Source organism: Caviibacter abscessus, assembly GCF_001517835.1.
Classification (GTDB): domain Bacteria; phylum Fusobacteriota; class Fusobacteriia; order Fusobacteriales; family Leptotrichiaceae; genus Caviibacter; species Caviibacter abscessus.
Map to the genome: position 1 here is coordinate 119,696 of NZ_LOQG01000036.1, position 26,246 is coordinate 145,941.

Sequence of the window (26,246 nt, forward strand, 5' to 3'; positions counted from 1 at the left end):
CTATTTTTTCAAGCCTTTTAAATACCAATTTATATCATCATACCTTAAAACATTCTTATCTGTAAACCCGTCTATACCTTTAACTCTACCTCTATTGGAATATTGCCAAATTATCCATCTGTTATCCTCACTTATATTAGGATAAAATCTAATATCTCTTATCCATATAGGATTATCTTTTAATTCATTTTCTATAAATAACTTATACGCTTTATAGTCAACGTAAATTATGACCTTTTTGCCATAATGTTCTTCCAGTTTAGATATCATATCTTTTAATTGAGATATAACAAGCTCCTTTTTATGTCTTGATGATACTTCAACGTCTATAATAGGAGGGAAGCTATCATTAACTTTAGGAACTTTTGATATATAGTAATTTGCTTGGCGTATACCACTACTTCTCATAGAAAAGAAATGATATGCTCCAACTTTAAAACCGTTTAATTGTGCTTTATTCCAATTATATGAAAAATCTTTATCAAGAAAATCTTTACCTTCTGTAGCTTTCATAAGTACAAACTTATATTTCTTATCAACTTTACTCCAATTAATTCTTGTTTGATGATGTGAAATGTCAATTCCATGCACCGTATATTTTTTTGCAAGTATATCATTATGATATATGTATCCTGCAAGTTCAAGTTCTACAAGTATTAATATTAGGTTTATAATCATTAGTAAAGCAACAAATATTTTTATTTTTTTCATTTTCTGATTTCTTTAAGTCCATTCATATAAGGTATTAATGCCTCAGGTATTAATATACTTCCATCTTTTTGTTGATAATTTTCCATTATAGCAAGTAAAGTTCTTCCAACTGCAAGACCTGAACCATTTAATGTATGAACAAAATAGCTCTTTTTATCATCTTTACTTCTATACTTTATCATTGCTCTTCTTGCTTGGAAATCTTCGGTATTTGAACATGAAGATATTTCTCTATATTTATTTTGACTTGGTACCCAAACTTCTAAATCATAAGTTTTAGCTGCTGAAAATCCTAAATCTCCACTACAAAGTGATATAACTCTATAAGGTAGACCTAATTTTTTCAAAATATTTTCAGCACAATTAACCATATGTTCAAGCTCTTCATATGAGTTTTTAGGGTGTGCTATTTTAACCATTTCAACTTTGTTAAATTGATGTTGTCTTATAAGTCCTTTTAAATCTTTTCCACCTGAACCTGCTTCTTTTCTAAAACAAGCCGTAAATCCACACATATATTTAGGTAAATCTTCTTCTTCAAGTATTTCTTGATTATATAAATTTGTTAGAGTTACTTCTGCTGTAGGTATTAAATATAGTTCTTCACCTTCAATTTTATACATATCATCTTCAAATTTAGGAAGTTGACCTGTACCCATCATTATTTCTTTTTTAGCAAGTTGTGGTGTTAATATTTCAGTATATCCATGTTCTGATGTATGGGTATCAAGCATAAAGTTTATTAAAGCTCTTTCTAATTTAGCTGCTTGATTTTTATATACTGTAAATCTTGAACCTCCAAGTTTTGCTCCTCTTTCAAAATCAAGTATATCAAGTTCTACTCCTAATTCATCATGAGATTTTACTTCAAAATCAAATTTTCTAGGTTCTCCCCATTTACGAATTTCAATATTTTCATCTTCATCTTTACCTATAGGTGTACTTTCATGTAATTTATTAGGTATAGTATAAAGTAAAGTATTAAGTCTTTCTTCAATTCTAACTAATTGTTCATCGTATTCTTTTATTTTTTCACCTACTAATTGCATGCCATCAAGTAATTCTTTAACATCTTTGCCTTCTCTTTTATATTTTCCTATTAAAGCACTTGCATCATTTCTTTGTTTTTTTAATGATTCTACTTCAACTAATATATCTCTTCTGTTTTTATCAATTAAAAGTAGTTCATCTAAAGGATAGTCACTATTTCTTGCATTAAGGCTTTTTCTTATTATTTCTGGATTTTCTCTAATAAATCTAATATCTATCATAACATTTTCTCCCTTTTAACCAAATTTTCAAATATTGTTTCTTTTTCAACACTCATTTTGATATTTTCTTTTATATCCAAAACTTCCATTTCATACAACTTAACTTTATTAATATTCTTAGTATATATGTACTCATATAGTTTTGTAACATTTTTTTCCAAATATTTTTTAATATTTTTATTCTTAAAATCAACATAATTTGCACAGGATTTTGTGAAATATACTATTAAATTTTTTAAAATATAGTCTTTATATCCTACATTATTCACAAGATATTCAAATAAATATGTTTTGATTAATTTATTTTCGTCAAGCGATAAAAATGACAGTTTGTATAAAATATCAAATAGTGCTTCTTTATCTCTTAACATAAGCTCATTTGCCAAATTCACACAATGATATTTATCTTTATTTACCAAAGCCCTAAAAAGTCTATCCTTTAACTCATCTAAGCTTAAATTGGCTTGTCTTTTTATTTTTTTTGGTTTTTCAATTATTATTTCAGATAATTGCTTTTCTACAAGTTTTATTTCATCAAAATATATTAATTCAAATAAAAAGGACGGTTCTATAATTTCAACATTCATATCTTTTTTTATTCTAAAATATGTTGCCTTATTATTCCTATATTCATATTCTTTCATGTCCATACTATTCACCAATATCCTCGTATATTTCTTTTAATTTTCTAAATCTTCCCCTGATACCTGACTTAGTAATATTAAGTAATCCGGCTAATTCTTCAAGAGACATATCTTCATTTTCAAGCCTTACTCTTGCTGTTTCTTGCAAAGCATAGCTTAATGTTTTTATTCCTATGGTTTCATCTATTTTATTAATCATTTCTACTTGCTCTAAAGATGTTTTCATTTTTTTTGTTTCATTAGCCAGTTCATAATTAATATTTCTATTAATTTTAGAAGATATTTCTTTATTTATAGTTACTTCTTCATATTCAAAAAAACAAGTAACTCCACCTAATAAAATTATGGTATCTAATATATCTTCACAATTTCTTATATATACAATATTTTTATTTTTCTTTTCAGTTTGAAATACTTTTTTACCCATGTTTAAAAACAATAGATATAAAAAAGTTGAAGCATCTTCTGTATCTATAAAAAAATCCAATGAATAACCTTTTAATGGATCCTTAACATATCCACAACTTAAAAAATATCCTCTTATTATACCAGATGTAATCTCCTTATTTTCCGCTTTGGTTACATCATATGTTTTAAGATTAAAAAGTTGTGCTATGAAATCATTATATATATTTTCATTATTTTTTTGCTTTTCTATTTTTATAACATAAACGTTATGTGTTCCTAATTTGTTATGCCTTGAATAACTAAATTGAAAGAAAAGATTAGGTATCATTTTTAAATTCTCAAACACCCTTCTTGCAATATAGTTTATTTCTGTTTTGAAATAAATACCATCTTGAGTAAAACTATTTTTTGATAAAAATAAGCCTAATAATTCTGACATTACTTCATTTTCTTTTTTATTTTTCACATTTAATATTTCTTTTTTTAATTTAATTGAATATGAAACATTATTTTTTTCCATATTTCATACCTGTTTCCCATTTTAGTTTTTTTACAAGTACTAAAAATACTATTGCTGCTAAAGCATTTGAAAATAAATTTCCCATAAATACAGAACAATATCCTAAATATACTTGTGTTGAGATTATAAATAAATATCTAAATAACCATATTCTTAAAAATCCCATAAATAAAGGTATAAATGTTTTACCAACAGCGTTAAAAACTGCTTGACATATCATAGTTATACCAAATGGAATTATTGAATATGTATAGTATTTAAGTGATTCATTTGCTACTTCTAATACATTTTTTTGTGATGTAAACATTTTAGTTATTATAGATGATAAAGGAAGTACTGTTATAGTAGTTAAAAATGCAATAATTAAACTTATTATCATTCCAACTCTAAATACCTTTTTTGCTTTTGTTGCATTTCCTATACCTATGTTAAGACTTATCATTGTAGTTACAGTTGTACTTACACAAGCCGGAAGTTGAAAACAAAGACTATTTATATTCCCCGCTATTCCAAGACCTGCTAAAACTACTCTACCATAATTTTCTATTTCCATATTAATTAATAAAAAGCCTAAATTTATCATCATAAAATTAAACATTGATGGTATTCCTAATCTTATTACTTCTGTTAATATTACACCATCATATCTATATTCTCTTAAATCTAGTGTATATAAATATTTTTTTATAAACAAGTCATAATACATCCAAATTGCTGTAACTACATAAGCACAAAAAGAGGCAAATACAGCTCCTTTTATGCCAAAATTAAATATTTTTAGAAATATAAAATTAAATAGTATTTTTAACACTAATAAGACTATCATTCTATAAAACGGTGATTCTGGATTACCTTCGGCATTTTTTATAGCATTAAAAATTGCTGCTAAAAATTGTAAAGGTATAACAAAAGAATACAGACAAATATATATGAAAACATCCGCTTTCATAATATCTGCAACCGTTGTTGACATATAATATGCCACTAATATGCTTACTGGTATTAAAAATATTCCACAAATTATTGAAAAAATAAGTATTTGAAGAGAGATTTTTTTTACTTTTACAACATCTCCTTTACCTACCATTTGGCCTATCATTGCCATAGCAGCAACTCCAAGACCTTGTGATAAACCAATCATTATATCTATTGAGGGTTTAGCGTAAGTTATAGCACTAGTTCTTTCAGGACCTAAAGTTCTATTTAAAAAAAGTCCATCTGTAAAAGGTATCATTGATTGTACTACCGCCATCATAATTGTCGGTATGCAAAGTATTAATAATGTGGTCCACACATTGCCATCTAATATTAATTTTCTTCGGCTTTCCATATCAAGCTTTGTAATCCCCAGTGCCACTTTCTTACTCCTTATCTAAAACTTAATGGCATACTAAAAAAGTACGCCATTTATTTTATAATTCAACTTCAATTATTGTTTGATCAGCTTCTTTAACTTCTTGATTTTCAAAAGTTTTTATAGCAGTGTATTCATCTGAATCTAAAATAACTACCGGTGTTATAACTGATGGAGAATTAGCTTTTAAAAATTCTAAATCATATTTAATAATTGGATCTCCTGCTTTAACAGTATCTCCTTCTTTTGCAATTATTTCAAACCCTTTTCCTTTTAATTCAACAGTATTTAATCCAAAGTGAACTAATATGTTTACTCCTTGCTTTGTTTCAATTGTAAAAGCATGTCCTGTTTCAAATAATTGACTTATTACACCGTCTGCTGGTGCAACCATTACTCCTGATGCAAAAGGTTCTATTCCTACACCGTCTCCTAACATCTTAGAAGCAAATGTTTCATCAGGTACTTCACTAATAGGTATTACTTTTCCTGCAATAGGTGATACTACTACATTTTTAGTAACTACTTCTTCTTTCTTTTTAGAAAATAAATTTGCAAAAAATCCCATATCAATTTTCTCCTTCTATACATATATATTATATTACCATATTTATATAGTGCGTGCAATTATAAAAACTGAATATAATACCCATATCCTAGCTTTTTCATTTTATCAATAGGTATAAAATTTAATGAAGCACTATTTATACAATATCTTGTTCCTTTAAATTCTTCAAATACATGCCCTAAATGAGAATTACTTCTTTTACTGACAACTTCCGTTCTTATCATATCATAACTTTTATCAGTTTTATACTGTATAACTTCGTTATTAATCGGAGCTGAAAATGAAGGCCAGCCACAACCAGATTCAAACTTTTTATTAGATAAAAATAATGGTTCTCCTGATGTAATGTCAACATAAATTCCTTTTTCAAATACATCATTATATTCATTATTAAACGGCTTTTCCGTTGCTCTTTCTTGCGTAACCTCATATTGTAACTGAGTTAAATTTTCAATTTTTTTAGTATAAAAACTTGAATCTACAACTGGAGTAACAGGCTTTGATATATTTATATGACAATAACCGTCTTTATTTTTTTCAAGATAATCCTGATGATACTGCTCAGCTAAAGCAAAATTTTTAACTTTTTGTACTTCGACAACTATTTTTTTAATATGCTTTGTACTTTCATATTGCATAATTCTTTCAATCATTTCAAGATCTTCATCTTTTATGTAGTATATTCCTGTTCTATATTGAACACCTACATCATTACCTTGTCTATTTAAAATAGTTGGATCTATAACTTGGAAAAAATGTGTAAGTATTATTCCAAGTGTTATCATTTCATCATCATATACTATTTTCAAAGCTTCTGCATGCCCTGTTTGTTTAATTAAATCATAATTTGTTATTTCAGTATTGCCATTTACATAGCCAACACAGGTTTCAAGTATACCTTGTATTCTTCTAAAATAACCTTGCATTCCCCAAAAACAACCACCTGCTAGATAAATTGTTTTCTTAGCCATTACAAATTTCCTCCCTCAAATTAAAGACTATCATATATATTAATATCGTTTGATACCATAAAATTGTGTAGTCCGCTAAACCATGCACAAAAATTAATATTAATACTATTGCTTTAATTTTATTAATTTTTAGTTTGTAAAGATATAAAATCAATAAGATTATAATACCAAGTAATCCATAACTTAGTACAGGTTCTAGTAATATGCTATGTGTATGAGCATATACATAATTTGTAATGTAGTAAAAATATCCGGGACCATGTCCCAATAACCAATTTGTTTTAATAAATTTAATTGCCATATACCATATATCAATACGTAATTTAAGGTATTTCTCTATTGAATCCGTTCTGATAAAAGGAAAAATTCCCTTATATACACCTATAAAATATATAGTAAGTGCAGAAAAAAATACTACAAAGTATTTTTTAAAATAAAAAAATATATACGCTGACAATGCAAGTAAAATTGCTATTAGTGAAAATCTTGATCCTGTTGCAAGTATTGCTAAAATACTTATTATAGATACAGTTAAATATTTTTTCCCTTTTATAAGTGACATTATCACTATAAAAGTTAAATATGAACCATAATAATTAGGATTAAAATAACTAAAAGCTCCCACTCTTTGCTTTGTCATAATAAAGTATATTATATATATCAAATTTACAATTAACGAGCTGTATAATACTATATTTTCTATTTTACTTTTTATATTTTCATCTAATAATATATAAAAATTATATACAAAGAAAAAGAAAATTAAGCCCGTATTAATTAAAATACCGATATAATTTTTATAATACAACGCAATAGTGCTGTTTAAAATTAAAATATATGTAGCATATATTTGTTTATTATTTAATGATACCCTATATCCTTTTAATAAAAAATATACTACTAATATTACTGCCTCAAATATTGCTATTTTATACGAAATTCCAAGCAATAGTGCCTGAAAATAAATAAGAGTTAATAAAACTTTATCTTCCCGTGCTTCCAAATCCGCCATCTCCACGTTTTGTATCGCTTAGTTCATCAACAACATTGAAATTTTCTTTTACATAAGGTGTAAATACTATTTGTGCTATTCTTTGACCATTTTCTACTGTAACATCAACATTTGAATGGTTGTGTAATGCAACCATTATTTCACCTCTATAATCACTATCAATAACTCCAACTTTATTTGCAGGTGCTACACCTTGCTTTACAGCCATGCCGCTTCTTGCATAAACTAAGCCTACTAAACCTTCAGGGATTTCCATACATATACCTGTATAAACCATTTTTGTTTCCCCTGATTTTATAGTTACTATTTCATCTAAACAAGCGTATAAATCAGCTCCTGCTGCATGAATTGTTCCATAAGTAGGAATTGTTGCATTTTCTCTTATTATTTTTATATTCATCTTAAATTTCCCTCATAAGTAATGTTCTTAATATATTCTTATTATCAAACGCAAGTCCTGCACCAACAACAACCGATTCTAACGGTTTTTCAGGTATATGAACAGGTATATGAATAGCATCCATAATATATTTATCCAAATTTTTTATTAATGCTCCACCACCTGTTAAAACTATTCCATTGTCTAATATGTCTGTTGCTATTTCAGGAGGACATTTACTTAAAATTTCTTTAACACTGTCTAAGATTAATCTTAAGGTATCAATTATCGCCTCTTGTATCTGATTAGATGAAATTTCAAGTTCTACAGGTATATTTGTATTTAAATGTCTACCTTTTATAGGCATTTTTAAATTTTCATCTTCCGATAGTTTTATTGCTGTTGCAAGATTTTTCTTTATTTTTTCAGCTGTTCTGTCCCCTATTACTAATTTAAGGTTATCTTTTACATACTTAGCGATTGCTCCGTCAAGACTGTTTCCAGCAACTCTTATTGATTTACTTGCTACTATTTCATTTAAAGAAAGTACAGCTATATCTGTTGAACCTCCTCCTATATCTATTACCATATTACCCATAGGAAGTGATATATTAACGCCTGAACCTAAAACTGCTGCTCTACCTTCTTCAAGTATATATATTTTCCTTGCTTCTGTCATTGATTCAAATAATGCTCTTTTTTCAACAGTTGTAACCTCTATTGGAACACATAACATTACATCAGGTTTAAAAGGTGAAACACCATATATTTTTTTTATAAACTCAGATAGCATATCTCTTGCTGCATCAATATCAGATATTACTCCATCTTTTAAAGGTTTAATAACTTCTATAGTTTCAGGATTTTTTCCAAGCATCTCACGTGCTTCTTTTCCTACTGCAATAACACGACCCGTTTTTTTATCTCTTACTATTACAGATGGTTCATTTAAAACTACTCTTCTTCTTTGCTTATCGTATATCAATACATTTGAAGTACCTAAGTCAATGGCTAAATTCTTATTAACTCTAAAAAAGTTTATTATTTTTGTTATAAACATGTTTTCTCCTATATACTTAACAGTTCCTTTTCCTTTTTACTTAATACTTCATCTATAAGTGCTACGTATTTATCTGTTAATTTTTGTATGTCCGCTTCAGCAAGTTTTAAATCATCTTCAGATATTTCACTATCTTTTTCTAATTTTTTAACTTTTGTATTTGCATCTTTTCTAATATTTCTAATTGCAATTTTACCTTCTTCAGCTTCTTTTTTTACAAGCTTAACATATTCTTTTCTTCTTTCTTCTGTTAATTCAGGTATAACTAGTCTTATTACTCTACCGTCATTAGAAGGAGTAAATCCTAAATTAGCTTTCATAATTTCTTTTTCAATAACAGGTATTAAACTTTTATCCCAAGGATCTATAACTATTAATCTGCTTTCAGGTGCAGATAATGTACCAACTTGGTTAAGTGGTGTCATTTGACCAAAATACTCAACACTTATGCCGTCTATCATAGCAACATTTGCTCTACCTGCTCTTACATGAGAAAATCTAACTTTTGTACTTTCAATAGTTTTTTCCATTTTTTCTTCAGTTTCCATTAATATTTCATCTAACATATATACCCCTTATTCTTCATTTTTTACTATTGTTCCGATTTTTTCACCTTTAACCATTTTTAACATATTTCCATCTTCTAAAGCATTGAAAACAATTATAGGCATATCATTTTCACGGCAAAGTGATAGTGCAGTAGCATCCATTACTTTTAAATTCTCAACTATTGCCTTTTCAAACGTAATTTCATCATATTTAGTTGCATCAGGATATTTCATAGGGTCTTTATCATATATACCATCAACTTTTGTTCCTTTAGCAAGCACATCTGCATGTATTTCAATAGCTCTTATAGCTCCACCTGAATCAGTTGTAAAATATGGCATTCCTGTTCCACCCGAAAATATTACAATACGTCCTTTTTCAAGATGTCTTATTGCTCTTCTTCTAATGTACGGTTCTGCAACTTCTGGCATACTTACAGATGTTAAAAGTCTTGTAGAAACACCTACACTTTCTATAAAGTTTTGTAATGCTAAACCATTCATAATAGTTGCAAGCATTCCCATAGTATCACCTGTTGCTCTGTCAACACCGTATTTTTGACCAGACATACCTCTAAAAATATTTCCGCCTCCAATAACTATTGCAACTTGTACTCCGTTTTCATGAAGTTCTTTTACTTGTTTTGCAAATCTAATCAAAACTTCTTCATCAAAACCGAACTCTTTTTTTCCTGCAAGTGCCTCTCCACTTAGTTTTAAAAGTATTCTTTTATACTTCATAATTACCCCTTATTTTTAAAAAAAGGGTTTATATCTAAACCCTTTTTATGTTATTTTTATTTTCCTGATAGTTGAGCTGCAACTTCAGCTGCAAAATCTTCCTCTTTCTTTTCTATTCCATCTCCAACTTTGTATCTAACAAATCCTACTAATTGTAATGGTGCGAAAAATTGAGAAACTGTTTTTTTGTCATCTCTTACATATTTTTGTTCGTTTAGACAATTTTCTTCATAGTATTTTCTAATTTTTCCTGAAATTATCTTATCAACCATTTCATCTTTAACTTCTTTACCTTTAGCTTTAGCTTCTTCTAAGAATTGGTGTCTTAAGATTTCTTCTTCTTTATGTAAATCTTCTTGAGTAACATCTTCTTTTGATAAGAATCTAGGATCCATTGCCGCTACGTGCATTGCTACACCTCTAGCTTTATCAGCATTTTCATTACTGTATTCTCCTGTTGATTCTACAAGAACTCCTATTTTACCACCCATATGAACATAGTCTACTATGAATCCTTCTGATTTTAATACTTCAAGTCTTCTAATATTCATATTTTCACCAATTTTAGCGATTAATTCTGTTAATAACGCCTCAACTGTTTTTCCATCTATTACTATTGCTTTTAATTCTTCTACTGTTTTAACTTCAGTTTCTAAAGCTTTTGATACTATTAATTCTCCAAAGCTTCTAAAGTCATCATTTTTAGCAACGAAATCTGTTTCAGAATTAAATTCTAGAACTGCTGCTTTTTTATGATCATCTGCAACAGCTGTGAAAACTAAACCTTCTGCTGCTACTCTTCCTGATTTTTTAGCTGCTTTTGAAATTCCTTTTTCACGAAGCCAGTCAATAGCTTTTTCTATATCAGCATTATTTTCTTCTAATGCCTTTTTACAGTCAAGCATTCCTGCTCCTGTTCTTTCTCTTAGTTCTTTTACTAATGCCGCTGTTATTGCCATTATTATTCCCCCATAACTTCTACAGTATTTTCTTCAATAATTGCTTCTTCTGTTGGAACGATTTCTTCTTCTCCACCTTGACCTTCAATAACTCCATTAGCTATTACTTCTGCAAATAATTTAACTGATCTTATAGCATCGTCATTTGCAGGTATTCTATATGTTACTAAATCTGGATCAACATTTGTATCTATTAATGCAATTACAGGTATTCCTAATTTTGCAGCTTCTTCTAATGCTAAAAATTCTTTTTTGATGTCTACAACAAATAGAGCAGCTGGTAATTTAGTCATTCCTTTAATTCCACCAACATTTTTTTCAAGTTTAGACATTTCTTTTCTAAGAAGACTTGCTTCTTTTTTAGTATATGCTGAGTCTAATGCTCCGCTTTCGTCCATTTCTTCTAATTCTTTTAATCTTTTTACTCTTGTCTTAATTGTTTGTAAGTTAGTTAATAACCCACCTAACCATCTTTGATTTACATAATATCCACCACATCTTAATGCTTCATCTCTTACAGCATCTTGTGCTTGCTTTTTAGTACCTACAAATAGTATTTTTCCACCTTCTTGAGAAATTTCTCTTACAAATTCGTAAGCTCTTTCTGTTGAAGTTAATGTTTGTTGTAAGTCTAAAATATGTATTCCATTTCTTTCAGCATAGATATATGGTTTCATTTTAGGATTCCATCTCTTTGCTTGGTGTCCGAAGTGTGCTCCCACTTCAAGTAATTGTTTCATGCTTATTACAGCCATTGTTCCTCCTATATTTTTTGGTTTTTCTTCTATTTAAACTCTGTGCAAAACCTGTTAAGGCACCATACACTAAATATGTTTAAATATGAATTTTCACACAATTTTATCATAAATTAGCTTTATTTGTCAAATTTTATCCTTATTTTTAATGCCCTAATATTCCTATTGCTAAAACAAAGTATAAAATTAAACTGGTAGCATCAACTATTGTTGTTATTAACGGTGCTGCCATACTTGCAGGATCTAATTTTAAGCTTTTTGCTATAAGAGGTAAAATTCCTCCTGAAACATTTGCAAATATTATGGATAAAGCTATTGTTAAACTTATTACAAAACTTGTTGCAAGTTTTACTTCAATTGTTGCAAGAAATTGTAGTCTTATAAAATTGGCGATAAATAAAACAATCCCGCATAATAAACCGACTAATAGCTCTTTTTTCACTATTATAAACAAGTCCTTTATATTTAAACCATCAATTGAAATTCCACGTATAACCATAGTTGAACTTTGTCCTCCTGCATTACCTGCCGTTGACATTATTATAGGAATTGATGCTGATAATACTGCAACAGCACTTAACTTATCTTCAAAATATTGAAGTATATAACCTGTAAAAGTCGCTGAAATCATAAGTATTAAAAGCCAATAAATTCTTGATCTAACCATTTCTTCAACACTAGTATTTAAATAAGAACCTCCTGTTGGCGTAATCCCACTCATTTTATGTATATCCTCAGTTGCTTCTTCTTCTAAGATATCTAAAACATCATCTGCTGTTATTATACCTATAAGTCTGTTTTCATTATTTAAAACCGGCATCGCTGTAATATCATATTTTGATATTATATTTGCAACTTCTTCCTGATCAGTATCCGTATATACATAGTGCATATCTGTGTCCATGATATCAGATATTAATTTATTATTTTTAGATACTATTATATCTCTTAAATCAACAACTCCTACCAATATTCTTTTTTCATCAATTACAAAACATGAATTAATAGTTTCAACAAAGTTTGCTTTAGCTTTTATCTTTTTTATAGCAGTTTCTACAGTATCTTTTGTAGTCAATTCTATAAAGTCGGTACTCATAACATAACCAGCAGAGTTTTCACCATAACTAAGTAATGTATTAATTTCTGATCTTTGTGAAGGCGATATACTTTGCAATATATGTTTTATTACATTTGCAGGCATTTCTTCTAAAAATTCTACTATATCATCACTAAACATGTTATCAACCATGCTTTTTATTTCTTTAGATGTTAACTTTTCAATTAATCTTTTTTGATAATCTTTTGGCATATACGTAAAAAGTTCTGCTGATTTATCTTTAGGCAAAATTCTAAATATGAACAAAGCTTCTTCAAATTCAAGATTTATAAATATATCAGTTAAGTCAACTATGTTATATTCATTAAAAATTTCTCTTATATCAACAACTTTTTTTTCTTTTACAAGTTCAGGTAATAAGGTAAATAACTGTTCTTTACCATATTCTTCAGGATTAAACATTTAGTCCACCTCCTAAAAATACTTTTGCTAAAGCAAAATATGTTGTAAGCGATATTGCATCACAAACAGTTGTAAGTATAGGAGAACTCATAGAAGCCGGGTCTTGTTTAAATGATGTAGCAATAAGTGGCAATATTCCCCCTATTAAATTTGCAATAAGTACTATAATATAAATAGTTATAGAAATTAACAAAGCAATTTTAATTTCTATATTCGGCATAAATATTAATATACGTATCATATTGGCAACAAATAGTAAAAAGCCTAATATAATAGAATTTTTCAATTCTTTTTTTATTACATAAAGCATATCTTTTATACCTAAATTATCAAGAGCTATTCCTCTTACAACCATGGCACTTGATTGACTTCCCGCATTACCGGCAGTGTCCATAAGTACAGGGATAAATATTAAAAGCGATGGTAAATGCTTAATAAGAACAATATTATTAGATATTATCCACCCTGAAACCGTTGCAGATATCATAAGTATTAATAACCAAGTTATTCTACTTTTAAACATTTCAAAAACATTCATTTGAAGATATGAACCATCAATAGGAGTTATACCTCCCATTTTTTGTAAATCTTCTGTTATTTCTTCTTGAACTATATCATAAACGTCATCTATTGTAATTATCCCCATTAGTGTATGCTGTTTGTTTACAACAGGTAAAACCATCAAATCATACTTTGAGAATATTTTTGCTATTTCTTCTTGATCTTCATCAGTATCAACTGATATTACGTCAAGTTCCATAATATCTGATATTATTGTATTTTCTGGAGCAAGCAATATTGCTTTTACAGAAATATATCCAAGTAATGTATTATTTTCATTTGTAACATAACAAAATGATATTGTTTCAGCTAATTTTTCTTCTTTTTTTATTATCTCTAATGCCTCATCTACTGTTATATCCGGAGATAAAGAAATATAGTCAGTACTCATTAGTGAACCGGCTGAATATTCTTTAAAGTTTAAAATCATATTGATTTCAGTACGTCTTTGTTTTGATGCAGCACTTAATACCTTATTTACTCTTTCTTCTGGTAACTGATCTAAAAATTCAGAAATATCATCAGTAAACATATATTCAAATATTATCTTTATTTCTTCATCACTAAATAAAAAAATTACTTTTTCTTTTGTATCTTGGGAGAAGTATGCAAAAATTTCCGCAACTTTTTCTTTCGTTATTCTTCTAAAAAGTTTCACTATCTCTTTAGGAGTGAACTCACTTTCCAATACTTCCGCTACATTAACTTCATTAGCTTCATCTAAGAATGCTAAAAGTGCAGAATTTTCTTTATTTTTAGTATATTTCACAATGCTTTCTTTTATTTCTTCATGAGTCATTTTGCCACCAACTTCCCATACTATGTATAGTTATAGTATATTTTTTTATAAAATCAATCAATTATATCATATAACTTAGCTACTCTCAATAGAAAAAAGAAGAACTAAAACGTTCTTCTCTTGCTTAAATTCTGCATTTTCACTTATTTGTTATTTATTAATTTGCAGTCCCATTTTAAATTAGAATCTACTTTTCTTTTTTTCTTAATAGTTTTCTTTGGTTTTGCAGGAACTTCTACTATTTTTTCAACTATTTCAGGTACTTTTACTCTTTTTTCAACTTTAACTAATTTCTCTATAACTCTAGGATTACATTTAGGACATCTTATTTGTTTTGTTGGGAAATGTTGTGAACCTAATTGTACACCAACTCTTATCCCTATTTTATGATGAAAATCTTGTGCAGGTTTAAGTTCAGTTAAACCACATCTTCTAATATTCATATGTTTATACGGGAAAAATTTACCATCATATAATATTTCAGCTAAGAAATATTTATAGTCAAGCCCTAAACCTAAACCGTAATATAGACCACTTGTAATAGCATCATAACTTGTTTTAGTATTTTGTCTAATATGAAAATAATGAAAGTTATTATTTGGATCCTTTTCTTTTGCAAAAGCATATCCAAGTCTTCCAAATGTATATAAATTTAAATCATTTTTTCTATAATATGTATACTTTAATGTTGCATAAACAGGCAACATACTTGCTGTAGAATCTTTACCATAATGTAGCGTTTTAGCTCCAAAATTATATTCAAAACCTGCTCCAATTTTTAGTTTATTATCAAAATAACTAAGTGGTATTATTTCAGCACCTATTACAAATCCACCTGTGTAAGGTATGCTTTTTGTAGTATCCGTTATATTGGTAGATCCTCTATAAAAGTCATATCCAACTTTTATATTCCCTTCAACAGCTAATATATTAAACGATATCAATAAATAAACCAATATCGATATTATCTTATTCATATTTTCTCCTTTTATATTTTTTCCGCATTCTATCACTAGTTTAAAAAAAATTTCAAGAAAAATATTTTAGTAAAAATTTTCACAATCTATTGTAGAAATTAATTATCATTACTTAAATTTAGAAAAAATTTTTTATAAAAATTTTTAGTTAAATAAGCTCTCTTTATATTTCCTAAATAAAAAAAAGAAGAACCTAAAAGGTCCTTTCTAAAAAAATTGGGCTAACAAATGTTAGCTCCCAACTCTTATATATTTATCTATTTCTTCTTGCTCCAAAGCCCATACTATTTTGCATTGTTCTTCACTTTTTCTAAGATCTATCACTCTTTGATTTGCTGAACCTCTAAATTTTAGTTTTAAGTCAAGTAAATCAAGCATAAATTTTCCATCTACAAGCACATCTACTTCATCAAGTATTTGTCTAGTATAAGGTAATCTTTTACACATATAATCCATTACATACTCATAAGTAAAACCTGTATAACACCATATTGTTTTATACGGAATTTCTTTTTTTACTTCTTTTACTAATTTGCACACCCATTCTTGATTTTTAGGGTCAAGCGGTTCTCCACCAAGAAGTGTTAAACCCATTATGAAATCTCTTTTAAGTAGTTTTATTATTTCCTTAATATTTTCACTTGTAAATTCCTGTCCCGCATCAAACTTCCAAATTTCTTCATTAAAACAACCTTTACAAGCGTGTCTACATCCACTTACAAATAAAGAAGTTCTAATGCCTGGACCATTTGCAACATCAAACGGTTTAATTATTGCATAATTCATAATTACTCCTTACAAATGTAAAACCCTTTTCGCTATTTCTTTTGTTTTTCCTTCATTCCAGAAATTTTCTCCTAAATAACCACAAGTTCTTCTTGTTACATTCATTTTTCCATGATCCTGATTATGACATTGAGGACATTCCCATTGACTTTCTTCATTGATTATTATTTCCCCATCATAAGTACAAACATGACAAAAATCAGATTTAGTATTAAATTCAGCATATTGAATATGATCATACATAAATTTAACAACTTCTTCTATAGCTTGTAAGTTCTTAGTTAAGTTAGGTATTTCAACATATGAGATTGCTCCACCTGATGAAATTGATTGAAATTGAGATTCAAATACAAATTTACTCATAGCATCAATATTTTCTCTAACATCTACGTGATATGAATTTGTATAGTATCCTTTGTCAGTTATATCCTCTATATTTCCAAATCTCTTTTTATCTATTTTTGCAAATCTATAGCATAATGATTCTGCCGGAGTTCCATATAATCCAAAACCAAGACCTGTTTCTTTTTTCCAAGTATCACAAGCTTCACGTAATCTATTCATAACTTTTAATGCAAATTGTTGTCCTATCGCTGTTGTATGCGATACATTTTTTACTAATTTTGTTGCTTCATAAATACCTATATATCCCAAAGATATTGTTGAATATCCATTTTCTAAATATTTATCTATTTTTTCACCTTTTTTAAGTCTTGCTATTGCTCCGTATTGCCAATGTATAGGACTTATATCAGATAAAGTTCCTTTTAATCTATTATGTCTTGCCATAAGTGCTTCAAAGCATAGTTGCAATCTTTCATTTAATATTTCAAAATATTTATCTTCATCTTGTCCTGATAATATTCCTATTTGTGCAAGATTTAAACTTACTACACCTTGATTAAATCTTCCTTCAAATTTGTATTCCCCATTTTCATCTTGCCAAGTTGATAAAAAGCTTCTACAACCCATAGGAGAAAATACATTTCCTTCATAATTCTCACGCATTTTTTTTGCACTGATATAATCAGGATACATTCTCTTTGAAGAACACTTAACAGCTAACTTTGTAAGATAGTCATATTTTCCACCTTTTAGTGCATTAAATTCATCTAATACATAAACAAGCTTAGGGAATGCCGGCGTTACATATACACCTTTTTCATTTTTTATACCTTCATATCTTTGTTTTAATATTTCTTCAATTATTAATGCAACTTCATCAATATATGGATCATCTTCTTTTAATTGTAAAAATAGAGTTACAAACGGACTTTGTCCATTAGTAGTCATTAATGTATTTATTTGATATTGTATAGTTTGTACTCCTGATTTTAATTCATCTTTTACTCTTTCATTAACTATTTCTTTAATTACTTCATCTTCTACTTTTCCGCCAAATTTTTCAAGTGTTACTTTATAATACTTATCTCTGCTTTTTCTTAAATATTTTCCTAAATGTCTTACATCAACAGATTGACCTCCATATTGGCTACTTGCAACTGCCGCAATTATTTGTGTAAGTATTGTACATGCTACTTGAAAACTCTTTGGAGACTCTATTAATTTACCATTCATTACAGTTCCATTATCTAACATATCTTGTATATTAATTAAGCAACAGTTAAATATAGGTTGTAAGAAATAGTCCATATCATGAAAATGTAATACTCCATCATCATGAGCTTCTCTTAATTTTTCAGGTAATAAAACTCTTCTACTTAAATCTTTTGAAACTTCTCCTGCAATTAAATCTCTTTGTGTTGATGCAACACTTGCATTTTTATTTGAATTTTCTTCCCCTACTTCTTTATTTGAATTTTGAATAAGGCTTAATATTGAGTCATCGGTTGTATTTGCTTTTCTAACTAATGCTCTTGTATATCTATATATTACATATTTTTTTGCTAAATCATATTTACCATTTTCCATAAGTTTAAGTTCAATAAAATCTTGTATTTCTTCTACATTAACTTTATTTTTCTTATTTTTTTCAAGTTCAACAATTATTTCTTCTATTTTATCACTTGATATTCTTTCATTTTCTGTAACCGTTTTATTGGCTTCATTTATCGCATTAATTATTTTATCTCTATTGTATTCAACCTCTCTACCATTACGTTTAATTATTGTCATGTGCCTTTTCATCCCTTCCTTACAATTCACTATATATTGTTGTGCTATCTCAAATTAAATACTATATATATTAACATGACTATATCACTATTTATTTTTTTTTAATAATGAAAAATATACTTTCTCCTTTTTATTATTTAACTAAATTTTTTTTACAAATTAAAGACAACTTAAGCAAGCTCTGAATATATTAAAAGGCTTATGAAAAAAAGTTGCGTATAAATATCATTTTTTAACTATCAAATTTCGGGATAATAAAAAGCTGCTAAATAGTGATTTTTTCTCACTAAACTAGCAGCTTATTGTATATTTAAATTATTTAATATTTCTTTTTTTAATTTCATAGCTTCAATAGAGAACATATCTTTATGTTCTCTATTAAGTTCAATTACTTTAACTATTTTACCGGGATTTCCATTTATTATATATATCTTATCAGATAAATATATTGCTTCATCTATATCGTGTGTAATTATTAAACACGTTAAATTAAGCTTATTTTTCAAATCTAAAAACCACTTATACATTGTTGTCTTAGTTATTGAATCTAATGCTGAAAATGGTTCATCAAGTAAAACAACTTCCTTTGAAAACATATAAGTTCTAAGTAAAGCTGCTCTTTGCTTTTGACCTCCCGACAATGCCTTAGGATACTTTTCAAGTAAACCGTCTAAACCAAAATCTTTAACATATTCCAAAACTTTATCTTGCTTTTCTCCTTTTATAATCTGAGCAAGTGATATATTATCATAAACCGTTTTAAAGGGTAATAATAAATCTTTTTGTAACATATAACTGACTTTAGCACATTTATTTGTTATTTCTTCTTTTATCATATTATCATTATATAAATAGATATTAGCACTATCTGCTTTTAAAAGTCCTGCTACAATATTAAATAAAGTAGTTTTACCACAACCTGATGGTCCAAGTATACTAACTATTTCATTTTTATTAATTTTAATATTTATATCTTCTATTATTTTTTTATTATCAAAGCTATGACTAACATTTGAAGCCTCAAGCTTTATCATTTAATCACCCTAAATAAAAGTGCCTTCACATAATCAGTTGCAGGATTATTTTTTATTTCATCAGGACTTGCATATTGTTCAATTTTTCCTGCATTCATAACAAGTACTTTTGTTCCAAGTCTTAACGCTTCATTAATGTCATGTGTTACAAATAGTATAGTAATTCCTGTTTCTTTGTGTATTCTAATAATTTCATCTTGTAATGTTGATCTTGTTATTTCATCTACAGCACCAAAAGGTTCGTCCATTAAAAGTATTTCAGGTTCTCCAGCTAAAGATCTTGCAATTCCCACTCTTTGTTGTTGACCACCTGATAATTCATTAGGATAAGACTTTCTTAAACTTTCATCTAATCCAACTATCTTTAACCATTTTTTTATAGCTTGTTCTGTTTTTTTCTTATCTTTATTTATTAAATTTGGAACATATGCAATATTTTTTTCAACTGTCATATGTGGAAACAAGACACTTCCTTGTATAGCATAACCTATTTTTCTACGAAGTTCTATTATATCCATAGAATTTGTACATTCTCCACATGCTATTATATTCCCACTTGTTGGAACTATTAACTTATTAACCATTTTAAGTATAGTTGTTTTTCCACAACCAGAAGCTCCTATTATGGTTACAAACTCACCTTTTTCTATTTCTAAATTAAAGTTATCTATTATTTTTTTATCACCATAACTCATACATACATTTTTATACTCTATTGCATTACTCATCGTTTTCTCCTATTTAAGCAACCCTTTTTCTTTTAAAAAGATAATTGCAACTTCTTCAGGTGCTTTGCCTTTTTCTTCAACCATGTTATTTAATTTTGCCATTTTAGAATAATCTAAAATGTTATTAAGTTTTGCAAAAACTTCTTTAAGTTCTGGATGTTTTACAAGAACTTCATTACGTATAACAAAACCTGCCATATATGAAGGGTAAAGGTTTTTATCATCTTCTAATACTACTAAATTTGAAGTAGCAAGTTGACCATCAGTTGTAAATATGTTTAATGCTTCTATTTTATTTTGTTTAACTGCATCATATTTTAAACCTATATCCAAATCAACTGTACCTTTAAATTTAATATTATACACTTTATTAAGTGCTTCATAACCGTCTTTTCTTTCAAAAAAATCATATTCAGCACCGAAAGTAAGCTCACCTGATACCTTTGATAAATCTGTAAATGTCTTTAAGTTATATTTTTTTGCTATATCTTTTCTAACTGCTAAACCATAAGTATCGTTAAATCCAAGTAAAGCAATCCATGTAAGGTTTTTCTTTTTATATCCTTCTACTAATTTATCAAACATTTGTTCATTATATACGCTTTTTTCACCAAGTACTAAATTCCAAGCTGTGCCTGTATATTCCGGATAAACATCAAAATCTCCCTTTTCAATGGCTGGTTGAATATTTGATGTTCCTCCTCCAACTCCTTCAGTTACTTTAACTTTTAAATTTGTATCTTGTTCAACTAAAATTTTAAGAATATTTCCCAATATATATTGTTCTGTCATAGGTTTTGTTGCTACGTTTAATGTATTACCATCGTTTTTACAGCTTATTAAAAACACAGTTGAAAAAATTGTTAATAAAATTAAATTTAATATTTTTTTCATAATTTTTTCCTTTCATTAATTTATATGTTTTTTCATTGCCCTTTCAACAATCCCAATAATGTAATCAACTAACACTGCTAAAATTGCAATAATTGCACTTCCTATTATTGTCATAGCTTTGTTATTAGTAGTTATTCCTCTATATATTGCAACACCTAAACCACCGGCACCTATAAATGAAGCTATACCGGTTAATGCTATTGTCATAACTGCCATATTACGTATTCCTGTTATAATTATTGGCATTGCTAAAGGAATTTTTATTTTAAATAAAACCTGTGCCTTTGTACTTCCCATTCCAACAGCTGCTTCAACTAATAATGGATTTATATTTGTAAGTCCTGCATAAGTATTTCTTACCATTGGAAGCAATGCATACACAGTTAAGGCAATTATCGCAGTTTTATTCCCTATCCCTGATAAAGGTATTAAAAATCCAAATAGTGATATAGAAGGGATAGTGTAAATAGAATTAATTACACCAAGTACTATTTTAGAACTCTTTTTATATTCACTAATAATAAAGCCTATAAAAAGACCAATTATTATTGCAAAAAATATCGATATCAATGATATTTGTATATGCTCTATAAGCAGCTCTAAAAAAAACTTCCATCTAAGCTTTAAAACTTTTAATATATCAATAACCATTTTTTCTCCCACTTAACTTTATATTTGTAAGTAAATTTTATCATATATATTTCATTTACACAAGTTAAGGTAAGGTTAATAAAAAAATCACAAATCAATTACCAGATAAGTTGATAATAAGATTTATGATTTTTTTATATTTAATCTTCTAAGTATTTATTTGTAAATCCTGCATTTTCAGGTAATTTTTCTTCTATTATTTTATTATCATAAAGCCAAGTATAAAAAGCATTCCATCTATTTGAGTCAATTATACCCCAAGCTTTTGCATCTGATATATACTGATTTGAAATAAATTTTTGGCTTTCTCTTATTAACTCCTTATTCCCCTCAGGAGCATTTTTAATTAAAATATCTGCTGCTTCTAAAGGATTTATTACTGAATATTCGTATCCTTTTTTTATTGATTTAAGAACTTTTTTAGCTGTTTCTTCTTTATTTTTTAAAAAATCGTTATTTGCAATAATTACAGGTGAATAATAATCAAATTCAGGAACATAATCTTTTAAACGAAAAAAATTAACATCAACACCCTTTAATTTAGCATTTGTATAATCCCAAGCTTCATATACAAATATAAAATCAAATAATTTTGCTTTAAGTCCTGTTAAAGCATCAGTTGTTTCACCAGGTGCAAACTTTACTTTTGAATAATCTCCACCGTCACGTGTAATTACTTCTTTTACTGTTGCATCATCTATAGCATCTTCCCAAGTTGAATATACTTTACAAGATAAATCTTTAGGACTTGTTATACCATTTTCTTTTAAGCTCATAATTCCTGATGTATTATGTTGCAATATAGCTGCAACTGCTGTTATAGGTACATTTTTTAATATTTTTTTTACCATGTTGGGTTGAAAATATATACCAAATTGAGCTTTACCTGCTGCAACTATTGATGATGAACTGTCTTGTGCAGGTTGTACAATTTCAACTTCTATACCTTGTTCTTTAAAATATCCTTTATCTTTTGCAACAAATAGACCTGTATGATTTGTATTTGGAACCCAATCCAATACTATTGTTATTTTCTTTAATTCTTTTTCTTTTGTACTCCCACAAGAAATTAATAATCCAAAACAAATTAATGACATAAACAGTATTTTTAAAATTTTACTCATATTTTTCCCTTTCTAATACTTTATTATCTTCTTTTGAATAATATCAACAGTTGTCATTAACATTAGACTTAAAAATGATATGAAAAATATAACGGCAAACATTTTATCAAGTGCATATGCTTTTCTAACTCTTGTCATATACACACCCAAACCATAAAATCCGCCTAACCATTCTGCTACAACTGCTGAAATAAGAGAATAAGATACACAAACCCTTAAACCTGCAAAAAAGTATCCAAGTGATGCCGGTATTTTTAAGTGTCTATACATTTGATATTTATTTGCTCCCATAGCTTTTAATAACTTTATGCTGTCTTCATCAACCGAGTTATATCCATCAAGTAAAGAAATTACTATTGGAAAAAACGAAGTTAATACAACTAGAAGTATTTTAGGTTTCATATAATATCCTAACCATATTATAAGAAGCGGTGCTATTGCAACTGTAGGTATTGTTTGTGTGATTATTATGACTGGGTATACAATATCATATATATTTTTATTCATATCCATTATAAGAGATAATAAAAAACTGATAATTATCCCAATAAACACTCCTATAAATGCTATTATTAAAGTATATTTCGTATGATAAATTATAAGGTTAAAATCTTCAATAAATGCCTTTATTACTTGATAAGGAGATGGTAGTAAAAAATCAGGTATTATTGTAAAAAAAGTTAAACTTTGCCATAATATTAATAGTAACAATATTAAACTGTATTTTTTTAATTTTTTCATAAAAAAATCCCTTCTTTGACGAAGAGAGAGTATAACAAAAAAATATATAACTAACTCCCTACATCAGTATTATCTGTATCAGGTTCTAGGGTATAATCTCAGCCCATTTCAAGCACCCCTGTTATTAGTATATATTCTACCATATTTTTAATTAATGTCTAGCTTTTTATCATTTTTTTGTGATATAATCAGGTATAATTAAATTTGTGGAGGTTAAAATGGGAAGACACGGAACTATTGCAGGACGTAAAGATGCCCAAGACAAAAAAAGAGCAGCAGCATTTACAAAGTATGTAAGACTTATCACAGTTGCTGCAAGAGAAGGAGCAGATCCGGATTATAACGTAGCATTAAAACACGCTATTGAAAAAGCAAAAAGTATAAATATGCCAAACGATAATATCGTTAGAGCAATTAAAAAAGGTTCAGGTGGAACTGATGGGGCAGCATATGAAACATTAAATTATGAAGGATATGGTCCAGGTGGAGTTGCAATAATAGTTGAAATACTTACAGACAATAGAAACAGAACTGCATCTACTGTAAAAACAGCATTTGACCGTTGTTCAGGAAATTTAGGAGTTTCTGGTTGCGTATCATATATGTTTGATAGAAAAGGTGTAATTGAAATAGAAAAAACTGACAAAACTATTGAAGACGATATTATGGGTATAGCACTTGATGCAGGTATGGAAGATATGATTACATATGATGATAGCTTTTATATCACAACACCTACAGAAAACTTTAATGATGTTTGTGACGCATTAAGAAATGCAGGATATTCATTACTTGAAGCTGACGTTGAATATGTTCCATCAATAGAAGTTGAAACATTAACAGATGAAGACAAAGAAAAATTAATTAAATTAGTTGATATGCTAGAAGATAACGATGATGTACAAAAAGTTTATCATAATTTTAGTGGAGAACTTAATTAATTATTAAGTTAATTAATATATTGAAGAAAAAAGTAATAAATATCAAGTATTAATTAAAATTTCATTTTATTTATTAAATAAAAATAAAGAGAAATTCACACACAAAAAGTATACTTTTTTTATACCAAGGTATAATAAATATTATAATTAATTTAGGAGTCTATCATGTCAAGAATAATTTTTTCACCATCTAAGTACATACAAGGAAAAGATGAAATAAAAAAAATATCTTCTCATTACAAAAATTTAGGTACAAAAGGAGCATATATTTTAGTTGATAAATTCATTTTCGATAATTACAAAGAAAATATAACTTATAGCTTTGTTAATGAAAATGTACCTTATCATTTGGAAATCTTTGGTGGAGAATGTTCTAAAAAAGAAGTTAATAAACATATTGAAATAATAAAAGAAAAAGGTTTAGATGCTGTAATTGCAATTGGTGGTGGAAAAACAATTGATGCCGGAAAAGCAATTTCACATTACTTATCATTACCTGTTATAGTTGTTCCTACTGCTGCATCAACAGATGCTCCATGTAGTGCATTATCAGTACTTTATACTGAAAATGGAGAATTTGAAGAATATCTATTCTTAAAAGCTAACCCAAATGCTGTAATAATGGATACAAATATATTAGTTAATGCTCCTTCAAGACTTCTTATTGCAGGTATAGGTGATGCTCTTGCAACATATTTTGAAGCACAAGCTACAACTGATTCACATTCAAATACTATTGCAGGTGGTAAAGCATCAAAAACTTCACTTGCCCTTGCTAAATTATGTCTTAATATTTTAATGGAAGATGGATTAAAAGCAAAAATATCTTGTGAACAAAAAGCAATTACAACAGCATTTGAAAATGTTGTAGAAGCTAATACATATCTAAGTGGTGTAGGTTTTGAAAGTGGAGGACTTGCAGCAGCACATGCTGTACATAACGGTTTAACTATCCTTAAAGAAGGACATGATAAATATCATGGTGAAAAAGTGGCATTTGGAACATTAGTTCAATTTGTACTTGAAAATAGAGATATGAAAGAAATAAAAGAAATAATTAAATTTTGTAAGAGCGTTGGACTTCCAACTTGCTTAAAAGATTTAAATATGGAAAATGTTTCAAAAGAAGAGTTATACAAAGTAGCAGTAGCTGCAACAGCTCCAAATGAAACAATACATAATATGCCATTTGAAGTTACAGCTGATAGCGTATTTGCTGCTATATTAACTGCTGATAAATTAGGTTCAATGGAATTATAAGTTTAAAATTTTATCTATAATATAAAAAAGGTGAATTGAATAATTAAATTCTTTCCACCTATTTTTTATGTATTTGAATAATTATATATAAAAAAAAATGGCGTCCTCGGTTGGATTCGAACCAACGACCCTTTGGTTAACAGCCAAATGCTCTAACCTGCTGAGCTACGAAGACATTCCACTTTCAAGTTTGG

The 26,246-nt window shown here is 27.9% G+C and carries 27 protein-coding genes, 1 tRNA gene and 1 riboswitch; of the genes, 2 read left to right on the forward strand and 26 right to left on the reverse strand.

Annotated features, from left to right (window positions below; translation table 11 throughout):
- The 25 genes from AWT63_RS05055 to AWT63_RS05170 all read right to left on the reverse strand — a co-directional run bounded on the left by AWT63_RS05055 (position 1) and on the right by AWT63_RS05170 (position 23,851).
- Positions 1-711, reverse strand: coding sequence for a GH25 family lysozyme (locus AWT63_RS05055; protein WP_197407533.1), 711 nt, complete (start codon positions 709-711; stop codon positions 1-3).
- Positions 708-1,982, reverse strand: a complete 1,275-nt coding sequence (gene serS / locus AWT63_RS05060; protein ID WP_068268728.1) for a serine--tRNA ligase — start codon at positions 1,980-1,982, stop codon at positions 708-710. Before serS ends, AWT63_RS05055 begins: the two co-directional genes overlap by 4 nt.
- A complete protein-coding gene (locus tag AWT63_RS05065; protein WP_068268729.1) occupies positions 1,979-2,632 on the reverse strand; it encodes a hypothetical protein in 654 nt (217 codons plus the stop codon). Before AWT63_RS05065 ends, serS begins: the two co-directional genes overlap by 4 nt.
- 1 nt (position 2,633) lies before the next feature.
- The gene (gene whiA, locus AWT63_RS05070) at positions 2,634-3,554 is read right to left on the reverse strand and encodes a DNA-binding protein WhiA (protein ID WP_068268730.1); all 921 of its coding nucleotides are present in this window, start codon (positions 3,552-3,554) and stop codon (positions 2,634-2,636) included.
- A complete protein-coding gene (locus AWT63_RS05075; RefSeq protein WP_068268795.1) occupies positions 3,541-4,884 on the reverse strand; it encodes an MATE family efflux transporter in 1,344 nt (447 codons plus the stop codon). The genes whiA and AWT63_RS05075 overlap by 14 nt, the downstream gene beginning before the upstream one ends.
- A gap of 82 nt (positions 4,885-4,966) precedes the next feature.
- Positions 4,967-5,476, reverse strand: a complete 510-nt coding sequence (locus AWT63_RS05080; RefSeq protein ID WP_068268731.1) for a PTS sugar transporter subunit IIA — start codon at positions 5,474-5,476, stop codon at positions 4,967-4,969.
- A gap of 59 nt (positions 5,477-5,535) precedes the next feature.
- Positions 5,536-6,447, reverse strand: a complete 912-nt coding sequence (gene msrB, locus AWT63_RS05085) for a peptide-methionine (R)-S-oxide reductase MsrB (protein ID WP_068268732.1) — start codon at positions 6,445-6,447, stop codon at positions 5,536-5,538.
- Positions 6,440-7,450, reverse strand: a complete 1,011-nt coding sequence (locus AWT63_RS05090) for an O-antigen ligase family protein (RefSeq protein ID WP_068268734.1) — start codon at positions 7,448-7,450, stop codon at positions 6,440-6,442. Before AWT63_RS05090 ends, msrB begins: the two co-directional genes overlap by 8 nt.
- Positions 7,431-7,859, reverse strand: coding sequence for a dUTP diphosphatase (gene dut, locus AWT63_RS05095; protein WP_068268736.1), 429 nt, complete (start codon positions 7,857-7,859; stop codon positions 7,431-7,433). The genes AWT63_RS05090 and dut overlap by 20 nt, the downstream gene beginning before the upstream one ends.
- 1 nt (position 7,860) lies before the next feature.
- Positions 7,861-8,898, reverse strand: a complete 1,038-nt coding sequence (gene mreB, locus AWT63_RS05100; protein ID WP_068268738.1) for a rod shape-determining protein — start codon at positions 8,896-8,898, stop codon at positions 7,861-7,863.
- An 8-nt stretch (positions 8,899-8,906) separates the two neighbouring features.
- Positions 8,907-9,464 carry a ribosome recycling factor gene (gene frr / locus AWT63_RS05105; RefSeq protein ID WP_068268740.1) on the reverse strand — a complete coding sequence of 186 codons (558 nt, stop codon included), beginning with the start codon at positions 9,462-9,464 and terminating at the stop codon, positions 8,907-8,909.
- A 9-nt stretch (positions 9,465-9,473) separates the two neighbouring features.
- The gene (gene pyrH, locus AWT63_RS05110) at positions 9,474-10,187 is read right to left on the reverse strand and encodes a UMP kinase (RefSeq protein ID WP_068268748.1); all 714 of its coding nucleotides are present in this window, start codon (positions 10,185-10,187) and stop codon (positions 9,474-9,476) included.
- Positions 10,188-10,243: 56 nt separating this feature from the next.
- Complete coding sequence (gene tsf, locus AWT63_RS05115; RefSeq protein WP_231723227.1) at positions 10,244-11,149, reverse strand: translation elongation factor Ts; 906 nt, start codon at positions 11,147-11,149, stop codon at positions 10,244-10,246.
- Positions 11,149-11,901: a 30S ribosomal protein S2 gene (gene rpsB / locus AWT63_RS05120; protein ID WP_068268759.1), complete on the reverse strand. Its 753-nt coding sequence runs from the start codon at positions 11,899-11,901 to the stop codon at positions 11,149-11,151. Before rpsB ends, tsf begins: the two co-directional genes overlap by 1 nt.
- Before the next feature lie 145 nt (positions 11,902-12,046).
- Positions 12,047-13,420 (reverse strand): magnesium transporter, encoded by a 1,374-nt coding sequence (gene mgtE, locus AWT63_RS05125; RefSeq protein WP_068268761.1) that lies wholly within the window; start codon positions 13,418-13,420, stop codon positions 12,047-12,049.
- A complete protein-coding gene (mgtE, locus tag AWT63_RS05130; protein ID WP_082680463.1) occupies positions 13,413-14,780 on the reverse strand; it encodes a magnesium transporter in 1,368 nt (455 codons plus the stop codon). Before mgtE (AWT63_RS05130) ends, mgtE (AWT63_RS05125) begins: the two co-directional genes overlap by 8 nt.
- Positions 14,781-14,923: 143 nt before the next feature.
- The gene (locus AWT63_RS05135) at positions 14,924-15,757 is read right to left on the reverse strand and encodes a hypothetical protein (RefSeq protein WP_068268763.1); all 834 of its coding nucleotides are present in this window, start codon (positions 15,755-15,757) and stop codon (positions 14,924-14,926) included.
- Positions 15,758-15,988: 231 nt separating this feature from the next.
- Entirely contained in the window at positions 15,989-16,543 is a 555-nt protein-coding gene (gene nrdG / locus AWT63_RS05140; protein ID WP_068268765.1) for an anaerobic ribonucleoside-triphosphate reductase activating protein, read from the reverse strand.
- A gap of 9 nt (positions 16,544-16,552) precedes the next feature.
- Complete coding sequence (gene nrdD / locus AWT63_RS05145) at positions 16,553-18,679, reverse strand: anaerobic ribonucleoside-triphosphate reductase (RefSeq protein WP_068268768.1); 2,127 nt, start codon at positions 18,677-18,679, stop codon at positions 16,553-16,555.
- A 299-nt stretch (positions 18,680-18,978) separates the two neighbouring features.
- Positions 18,979-19,713: an ABC transporter ATP-binding protein gene (locus tag AWT63_RS05150; protein WP_068268775.1), complete on the reverse strand. Its 735-nt coding sequence runs from the start codon at positions 19,711-19,713 to the stop codon at positions 18,979-18,981.
- On the reverse strand, positions 19,710-20,441 hold the full coding sequence (locus AWT63_RS05155; RefSeq protein ID WP_068268777.1) for an ATP-binding cassette domain-containing protein: 732 nt from the start codon (positions 20,439-20,441) through the stop codon (positions 19,710-19,712). Before AWT63_RS05155 ends, AWT63_RS05150 begins: the two co-directional genes overlap by 4 nt.
- Positions 20,442-20,450: 9 nt before the next feature.
- The gene (locus AWT63_RS06585) at positions 20,451-21,335 is read right to left on the reverse strand and encodes a glycine betaine ABC transporter substrate-binding protein (RefSeq protein WP_231723226.1); all 885 of its coding nucleotides are present in this window, start codon (positions 21,333-21,335) and stop codon (positions 20,451-20,453) included.
- A gap of 15 nt (positions 21,336-21,350) precedes the next feature.
- On the reverse strand, positions 21,351-21,986 hold the full coding sequence (locus tag AWT63_RS06590; RefSeq protein ID WP_068449110.1) for an ABC transporter permease: 636 nt from the start codon (positions 21,984-21,986) through the stop codon (positions 21,351-21,353).
- 140 nt (positions 21,987-22,126) lie between these two features.
- Positions 22,127-23,110 (reverse strand): ABC transporter substrate-binding protein, encoded by a 984-nt coding sequence (locus tag AWT63_RS05165; protein WP_068268778.1) that lies wholly within the window; start codon positions 23,108-23,110, stop codon positions 22,127-22,129.
- Positions 23,111-23,122: 12 nt separating this feature from the next.
- Positions 23,123-23,851 carry an ABC transporter permease gene (locus AWT63_RS05170; protein WP_068268779.1) on the reverse strand — a complete coding sequence of 243 codons (729 nt, stop codon included), beginning with the start codon at positions 23,849-23,851 and terminating at the stop codon, positions 23,123-23,125.
- A 38-nt stretch (positions 23,852-23,889) separates the two neighbouring features.
- Positions 23,890-23,981, reverse strand: a riboswitch (TPP riboswitch).
- An 88-nt stretch (positions 23,982-24,069) separates the two neighbouring features.
- Between AWT63_RS05170 and AWT63_RS05175 the strand changes: the two genes are divergently transcribed.
- Together AWT63_RS05175 and AWT63_RS05180 are read left to right on the forward strand one after the other, a co-directional pair.
- Positions 24,070-24,792: a YebC/PmpR family DNA-binding transcriptional regulator gene (locus AWT63_RS05175; protein ID WP_068268781.1), complete on the forward strand. Its 723-nt coding sequence runs from the start codon at positions 24,070-24,072 to the stop codon at positions 24,790-24,792.
- 165 nt (positions 24,793-24,957) lie between these two features.
- Positions 24,958-26,052: a glycerol dehydrogenase gene (locus tag AWT63_RS05180; protein WP_068268783.1), complete on the forward strand. Its 1,095-nt coding sequence runs from the start codon at positions 24,958-24,960 to the stop codon at positions 26,050-26,052.
- 98 nt (positions 26,053-26,150) lie between these two features.
- Here the strand turns inward: AWT63_RS05180 and AWT63_RS05185 are convergent.
- Positions 26,151-26,227, reverse strand: a tRNA-Asn gene (locus AWT63_RS05185).
- Between the last annotated feature and the right edge of the window lie 19 nt (positions 26,228-26,246).